At 65.9% G+C, this 15,759-nt stretch carries 12 protein-coding genes; 7 read left to right on the top strand and 5 right to left on the bottom strand.

The annotated features are described in order from the left end of the window. Window positions 1-34 precede the first annotated feature (34 nt). Both astD and astB read left to right on the top strand, forming a co-directional pair. Window positions 35-1,504, top strand: a complete 1,470-nt coding sequence (gene astD / locus DOM66_RS02225) for a succinylglutamate-semialdehyde dehydrogenase (protein ID WP_110675768.1) — start codon at window positions 35-37, stop codon at window positions 1,502-1,504. Next, the gene (gene astB, locus DOM66_RS02220) at window positions 1,501-2,853 is read left to right on the top strand and encodes an N-succinylarginine dihydrolase (RefSeq protein ID WP_110689115.1); all 1,353 of its coding nucleotides are present in this window, start codon (window positions 1,501-1,503) and stop codon (window positions 2,851-2,853) included. Before astD ends, astB begins: the two co-directional genes overlap by 4 nt. Before the next feature lie 57 nt (window positions 2,854-2,910). Here the strand turns inward: astB and DOM66_RS02215 are convergent, their stop codons facing one another. The 3 genes from DOM66_RS02215 to DOM66_RS02205 all read right to left on the bottom strand — a co-directional run bounded on the left by DOM66_RS02215 (window position 2,911) and on the right by DOM66_RS02205 (window position 5,782). Then, window positions 2,911-3,945 (bottom strand): SPFH domain-containing protein, encoded by a 1,035-nt coding sequence (locus DOM66_RS02215; protein ID WP_188115123.1) that lies wholly within the window; start codon window positions 3,943-3,945, stop codon window positions 2,911-2,913. Further along, window positions 3,942-4,406 carry a nodulation efficiency, NfeD-like protein gene (locus DOM66_RS02210; RefSeq protein ID WP_110675761.1) on the bottom strand — a complete coding sequence of 155 codons (465 nt, stop codon included), beginning with the start codon at window positions 4,404-4,406 and terminating at the stop codon, window positions 3,942-3,944. The genes DOM66_RS02215 and DOM66_RS02210 overlap by 4 nt, the downstream gene beginning before the upstream one ends. Window positions 4,407-4,585: 179 nt before the next feature. After that, window positions 4,586-5,782 carry a CynX/NimT family MFS transporter gene (locus DOM66_RS02205; RefSeq protein WP_110689114.1) on the bottom strand — a complete coding sequence of 399 codons (1,197 nt, stop codon included), beginning with the start codon at window positions 5,780-5,782 and terminating at the stop codon, window positions 4,586-4,588. 443 nt (window positions 5,783-6,225) lie between these two features. On the opposite strand from DOM66_RS02205, the gene DOM66_RS02200 reads away from it, so the two are divergent. Next, the gene (locus DOM66_RS02200; RefSeq protein ID WP_157958962.1) at window positions 6,226-8,250 is read left to right on the top strand and encodes a PAS domain-containing hybrid sensor histidine kinase/response regulator; all 2,025 of its coding nucleotides are present in this window, start codon (window positions 6,226-6,228) and stop codon (window positions 8,248-8,250) included. Here the strand turns inward: DOM66_RS02200 and DOM66_RS02195 are convergent. Beyond that, the gene (locus DOM66_RS02195; RefSeq protein WP_110689112.1) at window positions 8,228-9,643 is read right to left on the bottom strand and encodes a WecB/TagA/CpsF family glycosyltransferase; all 1,416 of its coding nucleotides are present in this window, start codon (window positions 9,641-9,643) and stop codon (window positions 8,228-8,230) included. The genes DOM66_RS02200 and DOM66_RS02195 overlap by 23 nt on opposite strands. Before the next feature lie 317 nt (window positions 9,644-9,960). Here DOM66_RS02195 and DOM66_RS02190 point away from each other — a divergent pair, with 317 nt between their 5' ends. The 4 genes from DOM66_RS02190 to DOM66_RS02175 all read left to right on the top strand — a co-directional run bounded on the left by DOM66_RS02190 (window position 9,961) and on the right by DOM66_RS02175 (window position 14,506). Next, on the top strand, window positions 9,961-11,244 hold the full coding sequence (locus tag DOM66_RS02190; protein WP_110689111.1) for an oligosaccharide flippase family protein: 1,284 nt from the start codon (window positions 9,961-9,963) through the stop codon (window positions 11,242-11,244). After that, window positions 11,241-12,170, top strand: a complete 930-nt coding sequence (locus DOM66_RS02185; RefSeq protein ID WP_110675752.1) for a glycosyltransferase family 2 protein — start codon at window positions 11,241-11,243, stop codon at window positions 12,168-12,170. The genes DOM66_RS02190 and DOM66_RS02185 overlap by 4 nt, the downstream gene beginning before the upstream one ends. Before the next feature lie 357 nt (window positions 12,171-12,527). Continuing rightward, window positions 12,528-13,520, top strand: coding sequence for a glycosyltransferase family 2 protein (locus DOM66_RS02180; protein ID WP_188115122.1), 993 nt, complete (start codon window positions 12,528-12,530; stop codon window positions 13,518-13,520). Further along, window positions 13,517-14,506 (top strand): glycosyltransferase family 4 protein, encoded by a 990-nt coding sequence (locus tag DOM66_RS02175; RefSeq protein WP_110675750.1) that lies wholly within the window; start codon window positions 13,517-13,519, stop codon window positions 14,504-14,506. Before DOM66_RS02180 ends, DOM66_RS02175 begins: the two co-directional genes overlap by 4 nt. On the opposite strand, the gene DOM66_RS02170 is transcribed toward DOM66_RS02175, so the two are convergent. After that, the gene (locus DOM66_RS02170; protein ID WP_223161869.1) at window positions 14,489-15,724 is read right to left on the bottom strand and encodes an O-antigen ligase domain-containing protein; all 1,236 of its coding nucleotides are present in this window, start codon (window positions 15,722-15,724) and stop codon (window positions 14,489-14,491) included. The genes DOM66_RS02175 and DOM66_RS02170 overlap by 18 nt on opposite strands. Between the last annotated feature and the right edge of the window lie 35 nt (window positions 15,725-15,759).

The raw sequence follows: 15,759 nt of genomic DNA, 5'->3' as shown, positions 1-15,759 counted from the left end.
GGGCCGACTTTTCAGAACCCAATCGGAGGGAAGCATGGACGCCACACAACAACTGCTGATCGACGGCCAGTGGCAAGCGGGCGAGGCGGCGGCCTTCACCAAGCACGACCCGGTCTCTGGCGCTCGTCTATGGCAGGCCAACGCCGCCTCCGCGGACCAGGTCGGTGCGGCGGTGAGCGCGGCGCGACACGCTTTTGCTGGCTGGGCGCGGTTGCCGCTGGCCGAGCGTCAGGCGGTGGTCGAGCGCTTCCGCGACCAGCTCGAGGCGCAGCGCGAGCCGCTGGCCGAGAGCATCGCCCGTGAGACCGGCAAGCCGCTGTGGGAAGCCCGCACCGAGGTCGGGGCGATGATCGGCAAGATTGCCATCTCGGTGAACGCCTACCATGAGCGCACCGGCGAGCGCGCCCGCGATGCCAACGGCACCCGCGCGGTGCTGCGCCATCGCCCCCACGGCGTGCTGGCGGTGTTCGGCCCCTACAACTTCCCCGGCCATCTGCCCAACGGGCATATGGTGCCGGCGCTGCTGGCGGGCAACTGCGTGGTGTTCAAGCCCAGCGAGCAGACCCCGATGAGCGCCGATCTGACCCTTCAGTGCTGGGTCGCGGCCGGCTTGCCCCCCGGGGTGATCAATCTCGTCCAGGGCGCCGCCGAAGTGGGCCAGGCGCTGGCCGGCCACGCCGATATCGACGGCCTGCTGTTCACCGGCAGCGCCAAGATCGGCGGCCTGCTGCACCGCCAGTTCGGTGGCCAGGTCGGCAAGATCCTGGCGCTCGAACTGGGCGGCAACAACCCGCTGGTGGTGCGTGACGTGCGCGACCCGGCGGCGGTGGTGCTGACCATCCTGCAGTCGGCGTTCCTCTCCGGCGGCCAGCGCTGCACCTGCGCCCGCCGCCTGATCGTGCCCGAGGGCGAGCGTGGCGATCAGTTGCTCGAGCAGCTGGCCGAGGCGATGCAGCAGCTGCGCGTGGCGGCGCCGTTCAGCGAACCGGCGCCGTTCTACTCAGGGCTCGTCAGCCCTGCGGCGGCGGAGGGGCTGCTCGCCGCCCAGGCCGATCTCGAGGCGCGCGGCGGCCGGGTGATCGTGCGCATGGCCTCGCTCGAAGCCGGCACCAGCCTGCTCTCGCCGGGGCTGGTGGACGTCACCGGCTGCGAGGTACCCGACGAGGAGCACTTCGGCCCGCTGCTCAAGGTCTACCGCTACCGCGACTGGGACCACGCTATCGAACTGGCCAACGATACCCGCTACGGCCTCGCCGCCGGGCTGATCGGCGGCGATCAGCCGGAGTGGGACGACTTCCTGCTGCGCATTCGCGCTGGCATCGTCAACTGGAACCGCCAAACCACCGGTGCCTCCGGTGATGCGCCCTTCGGGGGGATCGGCGATAGCGGCAATCATCGCCCCAGTGCCTACTACGCCGCCGACTACTGCGCCTACCCGGTGGCCTCGATGGAGTCCGAGACTCTGACGCTGCCCGGCGAACTGCCGCCTGGGGTCACGTTATGAGCGACGCGATGAGCGACGTGCGCGAGGTCAATTTCGATGGCCTGGTCGGGCCGACCCACAACTACGCCGGTCTGGCCCACGGCAACGTGGCCTCGATGCGCCACGGCGGTCTCGCCTCCAATCCGCGCGAGGCGGCGCTGCAGGGGCTGGCCAAGATGAAGTCGCTGATGGACGCCGGCTACGCCCAGGGCGTACTGCCGCCGCAGCAGCGCCCCGATCTCGGTGCGCTGCGTGCGCTGGGCTTCACCGGCAGCAATGCCGAGGTGCTGGCCCGGGCCGCCGGTGAGGCACCTCAGCTGCTGCGCGCGGTCTGTTCGGCCTCGAGCATGTGGACCGCTAACGCCGCCACGGTGACACCCAGCCGTGATGCGCCGGATGGTCGGGTGCACTTCACCCCGGCCAATCTGCAGTCGAGCTTTCACCGCTATCTGGAGCCGGAGACCACCGCCCGCGTGCTGGCGGCGATCTTCCGCGAGCCGGCGCATTTCGCCCACCATCCGGCGCTGCCGGCGACCCCGGCGTTCTCCGACGAGGGCGCGGCCAACCACACCCGGCTTTGCGGCGACCACGGCGAGTCGGGGGTGCACCTCTACGTCTACGGGCGCCAGGCGTTCGGCGGCGAGCGCGGCCCACAGCGTTACCCCGCCCGTCAGACCCTCGAGGCCAGTCAGGCGGTGGCGCGTCAGCACGGCCTGGGTGAGGCGCAGACCGTGTTCGCCCAGCAGCACCCCGAGGCGATCGATGCCGGGGTGTTCCACAACGACGTGATCGCGGTGGGCAACGGCCCGGTGCTGCTCTATCACGAGATGGCGTTCCTCGACGAGGAGGAGACCCTGGATGCGCTGCGCAGCCGGATGGCCACGCCGCTGATCCCGGTGCGCGTCCCCGGCGAGGCGATCAGTCTGGCGGAGGCCGTCTCGACCTATCTGTTCAACTCCCAGCTGCTCACCAATCCCGGCGGCGACATGACGCTGGTGGTACCGGGCGAGTGCCAGGAGAACGAGACCGTGTGGCGGGCGATCCAGGATCTGCTGCTGGCGGGGCACAACCCGATCGGTGAGATTCTGGTCAAGGACGTCAAGCAGAGCATGCGTAACGGCGGCGGGCCGGCGTGTCTGCGCCTGCGGGTGGCGCTCTCCGCGCAGGAGCGCGGCGCGCTGGGTGGGCGTGTGCTGCTCGATGAGCGTCTGCACGCCGACCTGGTGGGGTGGGTCGAGCGTCACTACCGTGACCGGCTGACGCCCGACGATCTGGCCGATCCCCAGCTGGCGGAGGAGACGCTCGGTGCGCTCGACGAGCTCACGCGGCTGCTCGGCATCGGCAATGTCTATCCGTTCCAGCTCGGCTGAGATGGGCCGGTTCAATCTGTCTGATTAGCGGCCCGGGCGCCCGCCCGGGCCCGTCTCTCAACTCTGACTGGCGGCGCCACCGACCATGCCGCGCTGCAGGTCGTTGTCGCGCAGGTGCTTGGCGACGGTATCTTCCGGAGAGCCGGCCATCTCGCGGAACATGCCCATCGAGCCCAGCAGGGCGGAGGACTCGTAGGGCACGAACACGCGCTCGCCATCCTTGGCCATGGTCGGCAGGATCTTGATGTAGCTCTGGCCGAGCAGATAACCCACCACGGTGCGCTTGTTCTCTTCCGTCTCGCCGATGGCGTTGAGCACCAGTTTGATCGACTCCTGCTCACCCTGGGCACGCAGAATGGCGGACTGTTTGTCGCCTTCGGCATTGAGGATCGATGATTCTCGCTGACCCTGGGCCATGGCGATGGCGGCGGACTTCTCGCCCTCGGCTTCGGTCACCGTGGCGCGGCGTTTACGCTCGGCGGCCATCTGCAGGCGCATGGCGCTCTCCACCTCTTCCGGCATGGCGATGTCCTGCACCTCCACGCGCGAGATCTTGACCCCCCACTTCGAGGCCGGCTCCTCCATGGCGGACTGAATGGCGTTGTTGACCTCGGCGCGGGATTCGAACAGCTTGTCCAGCTCCATCTTGCCCACCACCGAACGCAGCGTGGTCTTGGCCAGTACCTCGACCGCCTGGCTCATGTTGGCGACTTCATACACCGCCCGCTTGGGATCGATGATCTGGTAGTAGAGCGCGCCGTTGATGGTGACGGTGACGTTGTCGGTGGTCACCACCGGCTGGCCCGGAAAGTCCATCACCGTCTCGCGGCGGTCGATGCGCACCTCCTCGGTGGCGATCGGATAGTACTCCTCGCCCTGCTTTCGGTAGCGGATCATGCTGATCGCCCGCGGCTGCTCGATGAACGGTATGATCACGTTGATGCCGCTTTCCAGCAGCCGATTGAAGGAGCCGAGACGCTCGACCACCATCACCTCCGACTGGCGCACGATGACCAGTCCCTTGATGATGAGGATCACGCCCAGCGCGACGATGATCAGGCTGATCAGCAGCCCGGGCCCGATGAAATTCATGATGATGACTCCGTGTGGTGGGGAAGCGTGACGATGGCGACGGTGCCATCGAAGCGCTGGAAGATGACCTCGCTGTTGGCGGGCAGCTCGGTCGTGTCGCTGTCGGCGACGCGTAGCCGATAGAAGTCGCCGTTGATCTTGAGGCCGCTGGCGCCATCGAAGTCGCGCTTCAGCGTGCGGTAGTGCTTGCCACGTTCGGTGCCGGTGCCGGTGGTGCCATAGGCAACACCGCGTGGCGAGAAGCGTGGGCGGATCACCTTGATCACCAGCGGCAGCATCACCCCGGCGGCCAGGCCCAGCCCCAGCAGCTGCCAGCTGAACGAGGCGCCGAGCGCGGCCAGCAGCACCGCGGCCAGGGTCGCCACCGCCAGCCCCAGTAGCACCAGCGCGCCGGAGAGCAGCTCGGCCAGCCCCAGCAGCAGGGCCGCCACCAGCCAGACATAGGCCATGTTCCAGTCCATCGTGTCTCCACCGATCGGGTCACAAGAAAGAGGGGCGCCGGGGGCGCTGTCTGAAAAGTCGACGCGCGCAGTACTTTTCGGAAAGTGCCTAGTGTGCCCGTTGGTACGACGGCTGGATATCAGCGATTGCCGTCACCTCGTGTAAGCCTTCGACCATGATCGAGGCCGCGCAGGTCAGGCTAGTCATCACCGAGTCTGACCATCTTCGGCCGCCCCAACAGCATCCCGGCCACGCACTGGCCGGCCAGCAGCACCAGCAGGAAGCCCAGCGAGAGCTGCCAGCTGCCGCTCAGGCCGTGCAGGGCGCCGAACAGCAGCGGGCCACAGGCGGCCAGCAGATAGCCCAGGCTCTGCGACATGCCGGAGAGCATGGCGGCGTGCTGCGGTTGGCGCGTGCGCAGCACGATCATGGTCAGGGCGAAGCTGAAGCAGCCGCCCTGGCCGGCGCCGAGCAGCAGCGCCCAGCCGATCGGCGCCGCGGTGGGGGCCAGTATCAGCCCCAGCAGGGCGACCGCGATCAGCGCACACAGGCCGAGTACCAGCAGGCTGTGGTGGGTCAGGCGCGAGGCCAGGCGGGCGATGAAGTAGCTGGCGGGGATGCTGGTGAGGTTGATCATCGACAGCATCAGCCCGGCGGTGGCTTCGGGAACGCCGGCCTGGATCGCCACCGCCGGTACCCAGGTCTGCAGGGTATAGAAGCCCAGCGACTGGGCGCCCATGAACAGGGTCAGGGTCCAGGCCACCGGGCTGCGGAACAGGCGCGACATCGGCGGGCGTTTGGCAGCGGCGCCGTCGCCCGCGGGCAGACGCAGCGCCAGACGCCACCACAACAGCGCCGAGAGCACGCCGACACCCGCCCACAGCCAGATCGGGGTCGACCAGCTGCCCGAGGCGCGCATCAGCGGGACCGCGCTGCCGGCGCTGATCGTCGCCCCCACGCCCATCATCACCGTGTAGAGACCCATGGTGCGGCCCAGACGGTCGCCGCGGTCGCGCTTGACCAGGCTCGGCATGAAGACGTTGCCGAAGGCGATGCCCAGGCCCGCGCAGAGCGTGCCCGCCAGCATCAGGGTCACACTCTCCATGCCCCGCAGCAGCCCACCGAGGGCGATCAGGCTGAGCGCCCAGGCGATCGCACGGTCGAGCCCGACGCGTGCGGCGAAGCCCGGCGCCAGCGGCGACAGCAGCCCGAAGCAGAGGATCATGCCGGTGGTGAACAGGCTTGCGGTGCCGGCGCCGATGGAGAGCGTCGACATGATCGGTTCGAGCACCGGCCCCACCACCACGATCGGCGCGCGCAGATTGATTGCGGCGAGGCCGAAGGCCACGAGCCACAGCCAGGCAGGCAGCGGAGCGCGGTTGAGCGATGTCGACATGGCAAAAGTCCGGGAAAATCGAGGCGCTAGCTTAACATCGATAAGCGATGACCTGGCGCGGCAACGGACGATTGGCGCCGAGATGTCGCCTCGACGTCGGCTGGTGTCGATCGCATCCCGGTGCGGGGCCGGGTTGGCGCACGCCGCCGAGCCAACGAGGAGGAAGCGCGGCCAGGAGGAGCGCTGGCCAGGGTCACAATGTCTGGGCAAGCACGGTACGATTTAGACATTGCTTAACGATCCGCTGGCCTGCGCTACGCTGAGAGTCGAGGTGCGAACGATACGAGGAGCCCCCGTTGGCGACACCCCCAGATGAAGTATCCGCCAAGGAGCAGGTCGCGCGTCTGACACGCCGGCTGAAGCGTTCCGAAAAGGCGCGAGAAGAGGCGGAGGCGATTCTCGAGCGACGCAGCCGGGAGCTGCTGCAGGCCAACGAACAGCTGATGGAGCGCGAGTCCGAGCTGCGCGCAAGGCTCGAGCGCGAGACTCAGCATCTGATCCGCGCGCAGCGCACGGCAAGAATGGCGACCTTTCATCGCTATCGCGGCAGCCGGATGGCGGCGTCGCCCGCCTTCAACAGTCTCCTGGGGATCGATACGCAGGCCAAGGCCAGCGAGCAGGCGCTATGGGAGTCCATCCATCCGTTCGATCGCGACAAGATACAGCGCGCGGAAACGGCGTTCTATCAATCCGCGGAAGCGGGGATAGACCACGAGTACGACTGCCGGATTCTGCGTGACGGCGAGATCCGCTGGATCCGCTGGATCATTCGCAAGGAGGTTGACGAGCAGGGCCGTTTCGTCTCGTTCATCGGTGCCATACAGGACATCACAGAGCAGCGCGCCTCCGAGCGCAGGGCACGGGCCCTGGCGCTGGTCGCCGAGCGGCGGGTGAAGCAGTTGACCCGGCTCAGCGAGGCGCTGCGCGAGAGCCGCCATGCCGCCGAAGCGGCGCTGCGGGTCAAGGCCGACTTCCTCGCCGCCGTCAGTCATGACATCCGCACGCCGTTGAACGGCATCATGGGCATGCTGCACCTGCTCTCTCTGGATACCTTGCGTGTCGACCAGCACGAACGGCTCGGGATTGCGCAGGATGCCGCCAACCAGTTGCATCGCTATATCGAAGATGTCATCGACATGGCGCAGACCGACGAAGGTGCCCTGGAGTACTGGCCGCAGGCGGTGGACATCCGTGTGCAACTCGAAGCGGTCATCCGCTTCTGGCAGGGGGGCGGGCGCCAGGAGCCGACGCCATCGCTCGATCTGGACATCGACCCGTCACTGGGGGGCACGCTGGTCACCGATCCGGTGCGCTTGCGACAGATCCTCAATGTCTGTATCGAGCGGTTGGCGGAACGGGGCGTGCCGATCCGGCTCCGCGTCGAGCGGCAACCGGAGGGGATCGACATCCTCCTCTCCTGCCGCGGTGAGGAACAGGCCCGCCTGGTGGCGGATCCGCGTCAGCGTGCACTGCTGAAGCGCTTGGCGGCGACGATCGGCGCGCAGATACGGCCGCTGAACGCGAAGGCGCGGGTAGGCATCGTGCTCTCGCTGGCGGCCGCCGAGGCGTCCCCAGGGGTCCAGCCCGAGTTCTCTGCGCCGGAAGAGACGCCACACCCCTGGCCCGAAGGCGACACGCTTCGCGTACTCGTTGTCGACGACATCGAGACCAATCGTGTCGTGTTGACGCAACTGCTGCAGGTCATGGGCTACGCCAGCGATGTCGCCTGTGATGGTGATGAAGCCGTGGAGAAGGTGCTACACGGGGGAGAGGCGTACGCTGTCGTGCTGATGGATCTGCGTATGCCACGCATGTCCGGGGAGGAGGCGGTGGCGTGCATTCGGGCAGCGGCGGATCCGAAATGTCAGCGCCTGCCCATTGTCGCGGTGACGGCGCATGCCGGCCGGGAAGGGTTGGCGGCCTTGAGTGCACAGGGTTTCACCGAGGCGATGACCAAACCGGTCGATCATCAGCGGCTCTCGGCGGTGCTGCGGCGGGTACTCGATGCAGGCGCCCTCGACGATGCCACTCTCGACGTACCCGACGACGATGCGCTGAGCGACGAGACGACACTGGCGCCGGACCTTTCACCGTCGATGCCCATCGAGCCTGACTATTTCCGCACGCTCTTCAAACCGTTGGCCGCGTCGCGGCGGGAGTTGCTGCTGAAAGTGGCAATCGATGATCTCGACAGGCTGATCCAGGAATTGGAGGCAGGTCACGCGCGCAATAGCGCCGAGGATATCGAGCGCGCTGCGCATAGTCTCAAGGGGGTATCGGGCAACTTCGGCGCCTTCTCGTTGATGGCGGCAGTCGAGGCCTATCGGGCACTGCCGACAGACGAGGCCGCGGCACGCCTGCCGGCCCTGCGCAAACAGGTCGCGGNNCCGCGACCTGTTTGCCGATCTGGATTCGAAGTGAGCCCCTGCGACTCCGGCCGGCGCGTCAGTAGGCGCCGCGACGGCTGAGGACAGCGGGGACCGTGCGCAGCATCAGCGCGAAGTCGCGGAGGATACTGCGGCTGTTCAGGTAATCGATGTCCATGACGACCTGCTGTTCGAAGGGGATGTCGGCGCGGCCCGAGACCTGCCAGGTGCAGGTGATGCCGGGTTTGCCACCCAGACGCTGCCAGCTGGCATCGCGGTAGGTGATGACTTCGTCCGGCAGGGCGGGGCGCGGTCCGACGATCGACATGTCACCGCGCAGCACGTTGATCAGCTGGGGCAGCTCGTCGAGTGACGTCTTGCGCAGCCAGGCCCCCACACGGGTGATGCGCGGGTCACGCTTCATCTTGAAACAGACGCCATCCCGCTCGCTGCTGGCGAGCAGCTCGGCGCGACGGGCTTCGGCATCCCGCACCATGGAGCGGAACTTCAGCATCATGAAGGGTTTGCCGTTGGCGCCGATGCGGCGTTGGCGAAACAGTGCCGGGCCCCGGTCCTCGGTGCGGATGGCCAGTGAGATGAGCGCGAACAGCGGGGCGAGGACCAGCAGCGCGGAACCGGCGATCGTCACATCCACCAGGCGCTTGAGCGCCGCGTGATAAGGGGTTCGGTCCAGGCGTGCCTTCAGTCCCGCCAGCGTGGCGTGTGCCAGGAAGGTCACGTTGCCGATGAGATAGCGCTGGGCCAGACGCCGGGGTTCCTGGGCCAGACGCCACATCCACTCGCAGCCGCAGCGTCGCACCCAGGCCGGGGCGCGGCTGACATTGTCGGCGTAGTAGTCGAACAGGCCCCCGACACCCAGCACCACAGGCACCTGCAGGCGATGACGGTTCTCGGCGATCCAGTTCTCCTGGATCGGCACGCCGAAGCCCACGAACAGCAGATCCGGTTTTGCCCGGTTGATGCGCGAGATCAGCAGCTCCGTCTCCTCCGCGGCGAAGAAACCGTGTTGGGTACCGGCGATGTCCAGGGTCGGATAGCGCTGCTGCATGGCGTCGGCGGCTTTGGCCGCGGTGCCCGGGCTGCCGCCCAGCAGGTAGATCGAGAGTCCTCGGGTGGCGGCGCGGTCGCACAGAGCCGGGAACAGATCGGTGCCGTTGAGATTGTCGCCCAGCGGCGAGCCGGCCAGCTTGGAGGCGATGCGAATGCCCGACCCATCCGGGAGCAGCAGGTCGGTTTGCGCCAGGCTCTGGCGATATTGCGCATCGCGGCGGGTCACATTCACACAGTGTGCGTTGATGAAGTTGATCGTCGTCGGCGTGCGCTGAGCGGCGCGTTCGGTGATGGCGTCAACGGCCGCCTCAAGCGTGGCCGACACCAGAGAAAGGCCGAACAGGGGAACCGTGGCCAGCGCCTGTTCAGGTGCCGGTGAGACGAAGGCAGTCGAGGTGTGGGTGTCGAGATGGGCAGTGTTCATGGTGACTCTCCAGTGGCGATCGAATGAGCTGTCTGGAGAAGGTGTTTCATAAATCGTGCCAACTTTTATTTTTTTTTAATAAACAATTATCTATGTTTATTTTTGCGGAGGAGAATGGCGTTGGGACAAGGCTTGGCAGGCGCTCGGGTTGCAGCCTGCATCGTCGAATGCAAATGGCATTTCAATTTGCGACTAAGTCGCTGGAAAGCGCCCTGTGGCGGTGGAGATATCTAGCTAATTGATTGTCATGTAAAAGGTTTTTGGAGTTGGCCCGATTATTGAATGATATGGGCAAATACTATTGACCGGTGCCGGACATGAACCCATTCGCTTTTCGCTTTCGCCATGCCCGCCAGGACGTCAGCCCACTGATGCGTGGCCTGGTCGCCTTCGGCAGTGCCGAGATGATCAATCGTGTCGTGCGTATCCTGGCGATCGTGGTGATCGCCCGGCAGGTGTCCCCCACCATCATGGGCGTGGCGGCGCTGGCCCTGAGCCTGTTCGAAGTGGTCAGAGCCTTGGCCAATGCCGGGATCGGCCAGCGGATCATCGCTGCCGACGTGGATGCATTGGCGGCGACCTGCAACACAGCCCTCAGGCTGTTCTGGTGCTGGTGCCTCGGCGTGGCTGCGATTCAACTCGTCCTGGCCGCTGGGCTGCATCTCTTCGGCATGCAAGAGATTCCGCTGATGCTGGCCCTGCTCTCCGGTGTCTATCTGTTCATGCCGGCGGGGCTGGTGCAGGTGTTTCTGCTCATGCGCGAGGAGCGCTTCGGTACGATCGCGCGGATCGCGACCGTGCAGAACGTCAGCGATCATCTGCTGACCCTGCTCTTCGTGCTGCTGTGGCCGAGTGCCTGGGCCATCGTGCTGCCCAAGCTGGTCACTGCGCCGGTGTGGCTGGTACTGGTGCGTCGGGCCAAGCGGTGGGTGCCGCAGCACGAGGCGGGGTATGTGCCCTGGCGTACCTTCATGGGCTTCGCCGTCGGTGTCCTGATCACCGAAATGGTCAATGTCGCGCGCACGCAACTCGATAAGCTGATCGTCGGGGCCGTCTTTGGTGTCAAGGCGCTGGGTATCTACTATTTTGCGTTCAACGCAGGCCTTGGTATCACCACCTCCTTCGTGATGGCGCTGGGTCAGATACTGTTCCCCTACATCTGCCGCGCGGACGGCTTGGCCGATCGCCGACGCCGGTGTCGCAAGGGGCTGATGCTGGCGTTGGTGGTGTTCATGCCGGTGTTGCTGCTGCAGGTCTGCCTGGCGCCCTGGTACGTACCGTTCATCTTCGGTGCCCAGTGGACGCCGTCGGCCCCGCTGGTCTCGATTCTGGGGCTCGGGGCGATGCCGATGATCTTCGCCGCGGTGGCCAGCGCCTGGTTGCGAGCACTCGACCAGCCGGGCGTCGAAGCCATGATGAGCAGCATGGCGACGGCGGCGGCCCTGGGTGGCCTGGCGGCCTTTGCCGGCTGGGGGCTGCTGGTGGCTGCGGGTGCCTACGTGGCGGGGCTCGCGCTGATCCTGATTCCCGGCTCGATCTGGTGCCTGAGGCAAGATGCTGGCATCGTCCAACGGATGCCGTTCAAGAGGGCCTGTGCATGACTCGACCGAGGTTTTCCGTCGTGATTCCGGTATACAACGCCGCGGACAGTATCGAGGAGACGGTCGCGAGCGTGCTGCGACAGACGGAGCCTCACTTCGAACTCTGGCTCATCGACGATGGCTCCACCGATGACTCTCTGGCGCGTCTACACGCCCTGGAGGCGCGCGATGCGCGTATTCGCGTGGTCTCCATGGCCAATGGCGGTGTCGCCGCAGCGCGCAACGCTGGGGCGGACCGTGCCGAAGGGGAGTGGATCGCGTTTCTCGACGCCGATGACGTATGGCATCCCACCAAGCTCGAGCGACATTGGCAGCATCATGGCCAGGATCCACTGCTCGACATGAGTTTCGCCAAGATCGCCTTTCTGCTCGGCGAGGGGGACGACCTGGCACGCGCGCAGACAATCTCCACCGTTCCGCCGGACGCGCTGACGCTCGGGGATGTGCTGGGGGAGAATCCGGTCTGCACCAGCTCCAATCTGGTCGTCAGTCGCGAATGCTGGCAGGCCAGTGGCGGATTTCGTCGAGGCATGCAGTACGCCGAGGATCAGGAGTGGCTGGCGCGTGCCGTCAACCAGGGGCGGCGTATTCGCGGCATGGATGTGCTGCTGGTCGGATATCGACTGTCGGCCGACGGGCTGTCGGCCAATCTGCGCGCCATGTATGACGGCTGGCAGACGCTGACACAGGACTACGCGGCGGATTTCGATGCCTCCTCCGCGCGGGCGCTGTATTGCCGTTACCTGGCGCGCCGGGCGCTTCGCGCGGGCAGTTCGCCATGGCTGGCACCGCGCTTCGCGCTGGTCGGGGTGGCCAGTTCGCCACGGGCGTTCTTCCGCGATCGACGCCGGGGCCTGATGACCCTGGCGGGAGCGATGGTCAGCCCGCTGCTGCCTCGCACCCTGCGTATGCGGCTATTCGCCTAGTCTCTGCAATACAGCCCCTTCAAGACACTCCTTCGTCAAGTGCTTGTCACGATCCCTTTCTCGAGACGGTTTCCACGACAGCATGTCGTCGTCTGGCCGCTCCGCACGCTCTTGTTCCGCTGTTCTTTATCTCGCTGTTCCGTATGTCGCTGGTTCTTCTCGCCGCCGTCGCTCCCGAGCAAATTGCGAAACCGCAAAAGGCGCGCGTTGCAATTTGCGGTCATTGGCATAAAACATCGACATGATGACAGCGGATTTTTTACAAGTCTTTGATTTATATTGTAAATAAAAGTTGGCATGGTTTTTGATACTCAAAGGGCAGGACACCATCTTCTGACCACGCTTGGAGTAACCGCCATGACCCTGCCCATCTTCTCCGTCATCATGCCCGTCTACAATGTGGAAGCTTTCGTCGGTGAGGCGATCCAGTCCGTGCTCGATCAGACGTTCCAGGATTTCGAGCTCATCATCGTCGACGATGGCTCCCTCGATCACAGCATGCAGGTATGCCGAGCGTTTTCGGATGAGCGCATTCGCATCGTGACCCAGCGCAATCGGGGGCTCGCGGGAGCCCGTAACAGTGGCATCGCGGTGGCACGCGGGCGCTATATCGCGCTGCTGGACTCCGATGATCGTTGGGACCCGACCAAGCTCGCGCTGCACTTCATCCATCTCAATGCCGATGAGTCGGTCGACGTCAGTTATTCCGGCTCCCGCCTGATCGACGCCCAGGGGCGTCCGCTCGGCGTCAGCCAGCAGCCCCGGTTGACCGGTGTCGAGGCCCGTCACGTCCTCACGCGTAACCCGGTGGGCAATGGGTCAGCGCCAGTGATTCGGCGCCGTGCCCTGGATCGCGTCGCCTTCGTACATCCGCAGGAGCCCGGACGCCTGTGCTGGTTCGACGAGAGCTTCCGCCAGTCAGAGGACATCGAACTGTGGTTGCGCATGATCGCGGGGTACGGCTGCCGTTTCGAGGGCATCGAAGGCCTGCTCACCGACTATCGCATCGTCATCGGCGGGCTCTCCTCCAATGTGATCCGCCAGTACGAGAGCTGGGAGCGGGCGATCTCCAAGGCACAGGATTACGCGCCTGCGCTGCTGGCCCGTCACGGGGCGCGTGCCCGGGCCTATCAACTTCGCTATCTGGCCAGACGGGCGGTGCAACTGGGGGATGGCTCCTTCGCCGTGGCGCTGATGCGTCAGGCGCTGGCGGCCAGCCCGTGGATCGCGCTGCAGGAGCCCTTCAAGACGCTCGAGACCAGCCTCGGCGCGATGGCAGCACGCTGGCTGTCACGTGAACGCTTTGCCATGCTGTTGAGTCGTCGTCTGGGTACCGAGGTCGCCGCATGAAAACGCTCAAGATCGTTCATCTGGTGGACGATGTGTCACCCGGTGGCGTCATGCAGGCTCTGGCCATCTTCGAGCATCCTGCCTGGGTCGGTCGTCTGCGCTGCCGGGTGGTGACGGTGAAACCGGATCATGAGCTGGCGCCGAGGCTGGATGCGGATGTGATCATGACGCATTTTCCGCCGCGCTGGCGGGCGCTGCCCTTCCTGGCGTCACTGCGACTGCGCCATCGTCACGCCCGTCTGATCCATATCGAACACAGCTATACACGTGCCTGGGCGGCGCATCACGTCGCGCACGCCGGCCGGTTTCGGATGATGTTGAACATCGCCTCTCGCCTGTTCGACAAGATCGTCTCGGTGTCGCAGGGGCAGTCGCAGTGGTTGACCGAAGCTGTTGGGATCGCGCCGCAGCGAGTGCAGGTGGTATCGCCCTGGAGCGATGTGCCCGCGCTACAGGAGATACCGCCCTCGGACTGGCAGGGGCAGCGCCCGCTGGTGGTGGGAGCCTATGGCCGATTCGTCTGGCTGAAAGGATTCGATCGGTTGATCGCCCGGTTCCTGGCCCTGGACCCCGAGCGCTATCAGCTGCGGCTGGGCGGTAGCGGGCCGGAGGAGCAGGCGCTGCGCGCGTTGGCGGGAGATGCCCCGCATATCCATTTCGTTGGTCAGGTCGATGACCGCGCCGATTTTCTGGCCGCGTGTGATCTCATCGCCGTGCCGTCGCGCTGGGAGTCCTTCGGCCTGGTGGCGACCGAGGCTCGACAGGCGGCCAGGCCGGTCCTGGTCGCGGGCGTGGATGGCCTGCCCGAGCAGGCGGCCAAGGCCGGGTGGGAAGTGGATTTCGATAGCGAACAGGGGCTGAGCACCTGTCTTCACGATCTGACGCCGCCGGGGCTGGTGGCCATGGGGTTGTCTGCGCGGGCCTCCACGCAGAGTCTCGTCGATGATCGACTGCTGCGCTGGCGTGAGTTACTGCCTCTCGACTGAGTCCCCCTCCGGCGTGGGCACATCGCGTTGCCGTCGTTTTTCTGGCGTCTCCTCCCCAGTCGTCGCCACACCGGTGCCTTGCTGGCTCCGCCAGGCAGCCTGTCTGGCCGCGATACCGACGATGACCAGGGCCGGCCAGTAGAGATAGCTCAGGATCTCCAGGTTTTCACCGAAGCTGTAGAGGGTGAGCAGCAGCAACATGGCCAGGGCGACGCGACCGATGGGTTGGTAGAGTGCCAGCCGGCCCGCCATCCAGAAGCTCGCCGCCAGCGGAATGGCCAGGGCGATCGCCCCCAGTAAGCCTTTGACGAACAGCAGACCATACCAGCTATGGTGGCTCCCGATCGGCATGTACTCGACCAGGTGGGGGCCGTTTTCCACGATGCCATGGCCGAACCAGGGCGCCTCGTTGTGCCAGCGTTCGACGGCGATGCGGCCCAGGGCGGCGCGTACCCGGCTGGAGTCGGCGCGAGCGCTGGTGAAGCGCTGCACGGCTTGATCCAGCAAGCCCTGTATCTGGGGCGACAGCAGTCCCAGGAGCAAGATGGCGGGGGCCGCGGTGAACCAGGTCCAGGGTTGGCGCAGGCGGCTGACACCGAACGACACCGGCCAGACGATCGCCAGTGCCACCAGCGCCAGTCGCGACTGGCAAAGTAGCGCGATCAGCAGGCCCGCCGACACCCCGATGACTTTCCAGCCAAGCTGCTTCTCCTCCAGCGCGCAGAGGATGTGCACGACCGCGATCATCCCGGCCGCCGGCGACCAGGGTGCGAAGAACTGCCAGCGCGGCACGCCGGTCCCCGGTTCCAGCGTATATAGAATCACCGCAAAGTACTCCGGCCCCGACCCGCCGACGATCTTGAGTGGCGAGACATACAGCTGGCTCGGTAGCCCCACGAACGGCGCGACCAGAAAGAGAGGGATCAAGATCAGCGTCTGCAGCCCCAGGCGACAGACGGCTCGATAGATCACTTCAGGGCGCACGGGCAGCAAGGCGCCGGCCAGTGGGAACAGCGCCAGCAGTGCCCAGCCCTTGGCCCAGCCGATCGAGGACTTGATGGTCTTGCCCATGCCCAGTTCATTGAGCAGATGCCCGACGATCAAAATCACCAGCATCGCCAGCATCCCCAGCATCCAGATGAGGATCACCGGATGGGGCGGTGGTGGGCGCCATGACGCGGAGTCTGCCGGCGTCAGGTACAACGTGACTGCTGCCATCGCCGTCAGAATCCAGGCCATGGCTGGCCCGGCGA

It is taken from the genome of Salinicola endophyticus, from assembly GCF_003206575.1.
GTDB lineage: Bacteria > Pseudomonadota > Gammaproteobacteria > Pseudomonadales > Halomonadaceae > Salinicola > Salinicola endophyticus.
Note: the sequence above shows the minus strand (reverse complement) of the source record. Positions and strands in the feature narration are given on the sequence as shown.